Source organism: uncultured Empedobacter sp., from assembly GCF_937930195.1.
GTDB lineage: Bacteria > Bacteroidota > Bacteroidia > Flavobacteriales > Weeksellaceae > Empedobacter > Empedobacter stercoris.
On the sequence record NZ_CALGVK010000003.1, the window covers coordinates 1 to 5,255 of the forward strand.

The 5,255-nt window shown below is 30.3% G+C and carries 5 protein-coding genes; 1 reads left to right on the forward strand and 4 read right to left on the reverse strand.

Annotation, left to right across the window (positions count from 1 at the left end; all coding sequences use genetic code 11):
* Both Q0616_RS00085 and Q0616_RS00090 read right to left on the reverse strand, forming a co-directional pair.
* Positions 1–1,852, reverse strand: a 1,852-nt coding sequence (locus tag Q0616_RS00085) for a valine--tRNA ligase (protein WP_298773853.1), incomplete at its 3' end; no start/stop codon positions are given.
* 79 nt (positions 1,853–1,931) lie between these two features.
* On the reverse strand, positions 1,932–2,591 hold the full coding sequence (locus tag Q0616_RS00090; protein ID WP_298773855.1) for a hypothetical protein: 660 nt from the start codon (positions 2,589–2,591) through the stop codon (positions 1,932–1,934).
* Between the two features lie 90 nt (positions 2,592–2,681).
* Here Q0616_RS00090 and Q0616_RS00095 point away from each other — a divergent pair, with 90 nt between their 5' ends.
* Entirely contained in the window at positions 2,682–3,047 is a 366-nt protein-coding gene (locus Q0616_RS00095; RefSeq protein WP_188319976.1) for a DUF1573 domain-containing protein, read from the forward strand.
* 13 nt (positions 3,048–3,060) lie between these two features.
* On the opposite strand, the gene Q0616_RS00100 is transcribed toward Q0616_RS00095, so the two are convergent.
* Both Q0616_RS00100 and Q0616_RS00105 read right to left on the reverse strand, forming a co-directional pair.
* Complete coding sequence (locus tag Q0616_RS00100; protein ID WP_298773860.1) at positions 3,061–4,602, reverse strand: hypothetical protein; 1,542 nt, start codon at positions 4,600–4,602, stop codon at positions 3,061–3,063.
* A 119-nt stretch (positions 4,603–4,721) separates the two neighbouring features.
* Positions 4,722–5,255 (reverse strand): metal-dependent transcriptional regulator (locus Q0616_RS00105; RefSeq protein ID WP_298773862.1); only part of this gene is annotated, 534 nt, incomplete at its 5' end.

Sequence of the window (5,255 nt, forward strand, 5' to 3'; positions counted from 1 at the left end):
CGAACCAGTTGACTGCTTTTACTTGCGCAGAAGTTTGCTCTAATTCGTCGTTTACTTCCCAACCTTTAATTAAACGGAAAGCATTCCAAATTTTGTTGGCGAAGTTACGTCCTTGTAAACATAACTCCACATCAAATGGTAAATCATTTCCAGCAGGTGCCGTTAACAACATTCCCATACGCGTAGCATCGGCTCCGTACTCGTTCATTAACTCAATCGGATCTGGCGAATTCCCTAAAGATTTCGACATTTTACGACCTTGTTTGTCACGAACGATACCTGTGAAATATACATTTTCGAAAGGCAATTCGTTACGATATTCGTATCCAGCAACAATCATACGTGCCACCCAAAAGAAAATAATATCTGGACCAGTTACTAAATCTTGTGTTGGATAGTAATAATTGATTTCTTCGTTATCTGGTTCATTAATTCCATTGAAAACAGAAATTGGCCATAACCAAGAAGAGAACCAAGTATCTAATGCATCTTCATCTTGACGTAAATCTTCAATAGTTAAAGCAGTATTTCCTGTTTTTTCTTGTGCTAATGGTAATGCTTCTTCTTTTGTTAAAGCAACAACGAAATCTTCGTTTCCTTCACCATAGAAAAATGCAGGAATTTGGTGTCCCCACCATAATTGACGAGAAATGTTCCAATCTGTCACATTCTCCATCCAGTTACGATAGGTATTTTTAAATTTCGCTGGGTGAAATTTAATCGTATCGTTCATTACGTTGTCTAATGCAGGTTTAGCTAAATCTGTCATTTTTAAGAACCATTGATTCGAGATTTTAGGCTCGATAACCGCTCCTGTTCTTTCAGATGTTCCTACATTATTTTTATAATCTTCTACTTTTTCAAGTAAACCTTTTTCTTCTAATTCTTTCTCAACTTCTTTACGCGCTTTGAAACGATCCATTCCGGCATAGTTTAATCCGTAATCGTTTAATTTTGCATCATCCGTAAAGATATCGATGAACTCTAAGTTGTGTTTCTTTCCTAATTCGTAGTCATTCGTATCATGAGCTGGCGTTACTTTTAAACATCCTGTTCCGAATTCTAAATCCACATACTCATCTTCGATGATATTTACCTCACGACCAACTAAAGGAACAATTACTTTTTGTCCTTTTAACCATTCGTAACGCTCATCGTTTGGATTGATACAAACAGCAGTATCCCCAAAAATAGTTTCTGGACGAGTTGTCGCTACAACGATATATTTGTCAGAACCTACAACTTGATATTTTAAGTGGTATAATTTTCCGTTTTTCTCTTTGTAAACCACCTCTTCGTCAGAGATATTTGTTTTTGCTTCTGGATCCCAATTTACCATGCGATACCCTCGATACACTAAACCTTTGTTGTATAAATCGATAAAAACACGTTGAACAGATTCAGATAAATCAGGATCCATTGTAAATTTTGTACGATCCCAATCACAAGAAGCACCTAATTTCTTTAATTGATCCAAGATGATACCACCATGCTTATGTGTCCAATCCCAAGCGTGTTCTAAGAATTTTTCGCGTCCGATATCAAATTTAGAAACACCTTCTTCTTTTAATTTCGCAACTACTTTTGCCTCAGTAGCAATTGAAGCATGGTCTGTTCCGGGAACCCAACATGCATTGAAGCCACGCATACGTGCACGACGAATCAAAACGTCTTGAATCGTGTTATTTAACATATGTCCCATATGTAAGACACCTGTGACGTTTGGCGGTGGAATTACAATTGTGTAAGCTTTTCTTTGGTCTGGTGTAGATTTAAAATATTTTTTCTCCATCCAGTATTCATACCATTTTCCTTCTACCTCTGTCGGCGTATATTTCGATGCGATTTCCATTATTTATTTATAACTTAAAAACAAATTTGGGCAAATTTACACAATCTGCCCAATATTTCTTAACTAATAAAGAATTTGTTTATTTATTCAACAACTCGATAAGTAAAATTAAATCTTGCTCTTTTTTCAGATTAAGTTTATTATTATTTACAATTTCTGCTACGTTTTTATCAGTAAATTCTCCAAACTTTTTTGTTGATTTTGGTACGTTAAACAATTTATCATCAAATCCAATCTGTAATTTATCTTGTTTATAATAACTTGTTTTATTTGAAGCATTTAAACCACTTGCTCCTAATCCATCAATTCCATCTATCGTTAACTTTTTGTAAAGTACTATTTTAGCATCCATTGGTGTTAATACTTGCAAATACCTTGAAGACACCACACTTCCTTCTATAAAATTTACATACTTATAAATTTTCCCATTGTCAAACCTAATTATTTGATCAGAATATTTATTCATTTTATATAAATAACCATCGCGTAAAAATTCGAAATCATCTAATAAGGCATTATATCTAAAATTTTCTTTTTCTTTGAAGCCATCAATACTCGCAGGTAAAAAGTTTACATCAAAATACTCATTCTTATTTGTAGAACCATCTGTATATTTTTGTTGTTTCAATTCTGCTACTAACGTTTGCAAATTATATTCATTAACAGTTGCTGTTGAAGATATCTGCGCATCGACACTATTAAAAGTTAAAAGTAATAATGGAATAATTACTGTTTTCATATTAATGTTTTTTTATACTTTACTAAAATACAAAAAAAGCATTCTTTTTTGGATTATTTGCTTAACTTTGATTATAAATTAATTATCGTTATGAAAAAATTAATGTTTGTAAGTGTTTTTGCATTAGGTATTTCGAGTGCATTTGCTCAAACGCTTAGTTTAGATAAAGAAGAAATTCAATTTGGGAATATTAAATTGAATACAGATGTTACTTCAAAAATTAAAGTAACAAATACAGGAGACAAGCCTTTAGTTCTTAAAAGTGTTGTAGGATCTTGTGGATGTACAGCTCCTGATTATCCTAAAACCCCAATAGCTCCAGGCGCATCTGCAGATATCACAGTAAAATATTCGAGTGGTTCTATGGCAGGGGATTTTAATAAATCTGTCACAATCACATCTAATGATGCAACCTCTTCTCGTAAAATCTTCAGAGTAAAAGGTAAAGCACAATAATACTTAAAGCAAGCTAATTAGCTTGCTTTTTTTGTTCTTGCATCAAAAATTCAGTTATTTTTTTTCGTTCATTTTCATTCATCTGAACAAAATAAAATCCATTTTTCACATTTAAAGAATCTATTTGTTGCGGATAACCATTATATATTAAATAACTATTCAAAGTCGAAGTACTAATCGCAGGTACAGGAGAGTTATAAATCAAGGGATAATTTGTAGGGTAATTATATAAAATATTTCCTATTTTTTTTTCTAATGTTGGTATTTCTCTGTAAGTACCTGGCTGTAAAAGTTGCTTTAATTCTATTTTTTTTTGATAAGAAAAAGATCGTATTGAATTTGAACTTAATCTACCTAAGTTTGGAAATAAAATAAAAAGAGAAACTGCAAAGACACCTAAAAAACTTATTCCTTTTGAAAACTGAAAATAGGTTTTATGATTAAAAATACTTAAAATTAGTACAACATCAATAACCAAAATATCTAAAAGAAATCTAAATTGAGGCGATAAAAATAGCATTGCAAATAACTTTATCCAGCAACAAAATATTAATAATTGAATGGTCGATTTTTTGTAGAAAAAACTAATTATTGTTGTTAAAAGTGTAAATCCTATAATGAATAATAATATAATTGACCGCACAGCATTCTGAAACAAAATTGCATATAAATATTCAAATGAATTCATTTTCATTACCTCTTCAAATGTAAAAGAATCCTTTAGAGGAATAAACTTTCCATTTAATTTCGAGATATCATACATACTTTTCGGCGAACTCCATTGGAGATTTTCAATAGAACTGAAGCTTATAGGAAATAAAGGATTTGAAGAAACAATAATTCCTTTGCAACAAAACAAAAAAGTAAAAAATATGATTAAAAGAATGTTTTTATCCTTCAAAAATCTATATTCTTTATTCTTCAAATATTCAATTAAGAAAAAAATCAGTAGAACAATGCTAATTGGTTTTATGACAACCAAAATTGTCGAATAAAATAAATAGTCTGAAACTTTTCCTTTTTGATTTAAATATTCATTAATTAGTAAAATTGTTATAACAAAAACAGGTAAATCGGGAGAAGGAGAATTTAAAAAAAATAAAAACAAAGTGTTAAAAAACAACAATTTGTAGCACTTTTTATCAAATACATATAAATTAAAAACAATAAATAAACTTATGTTTAATCGATAATAAACATCCAAACTCTCGTTAACAGCAGCTTGTAAAATATGCCAAAAACTATTTTGTGCTAAAACCCATTCTAAATTAGAAAGTCCCTTTACAAAACCAGCAAAATCCAACCATTTTATCGTCGGAATGTAGTAACCAAAATGGTCTAAAATAAACGGATAAGTTGTTGCAACCAACAAGCCTAAAAAAGAAAATATATAAAAATATCGTGAAATATTTCTCAACTCTTTCACATATTTTTGAACCTCTTTTCTATGATAAATTAAGGAAAGAATAGAAATAAGAATTAAAATTGCTTCGTAAGTAAAATTTAAAGGGATAAAAAATGCAAGTAGAAAACTGAGAAGTCCTACTCCTATCATCCCGTTCAAAATAACAAAAGAAATTGACGAATTTATTTTTGGGAATATTTTTTGAAAAAGGAGTCCAAATCCTAAAAAATATAAGAGTAATAACGTTGAAAATATTAATTGCGCAATCATTATTTACCTAACAACCTTGACGTTACATGATTACTAAAAGTTTCAATTTCATTTGTTTCAAGAAATTCTACCGTCATAGTTCCATCAAATTCCTCAATTGAAATGATCTTTATTTTATCATTTAGCTGAATGTTTTTCGAATTCAGATATTTTAAAAATTCATCCGAAGAACCTATAACAGCACAAATTTCAACTAAATCTCCTTGCTGAAATTCAGACAATTTTTTATAGTGAACAAACTCTACATTTCCATATTTATCTGGAATTGGCGAGCCATGTGGATCTAATTTGGGATAATTTAAAATTTCATCCATTTTATCAAAAAAAGAAGGACTTTGAATATGTTCTATTTGCTCTGCAATTTCATGTACTTCTTCCCAACCAAATCCCATTTTTTCGACCAAAAACATTTCCGTTAATCGATGTTTTCGTACAATCAAAGATGCTTTCAAAATTCCTTTATCAGATAACCGAAGTGGTTTATACGATTCATAGATCACCAATTCTTTTTCAGCTAATTTTTTCATCATACT

Bases quoted from the DNA above. Each gene is read 5' to 3' on its own strand.
- Q0616_RS00090 (WP_298773855.1), bottom strand. From the start codon at position 2,591: ATGAAAACAGTAATTATTCCATTATTACTTTTAACTTTTAATAGTGTC.
- Q0616_RS00095 (WP_188319976.1), top strand. From the start codon at position 2,682: ATGAAAAAATTAATGTTTGTAAGTGTTTTTGCATTAGGTATTTCGAGT.
- Q0616_RS00100 (WP_298773860.1), bottom strand. From the start codon at position 4,602: ATGATAGGAGTAGGACTTCTCAGTTTTCTACTTGCATTTTTTATCCCT.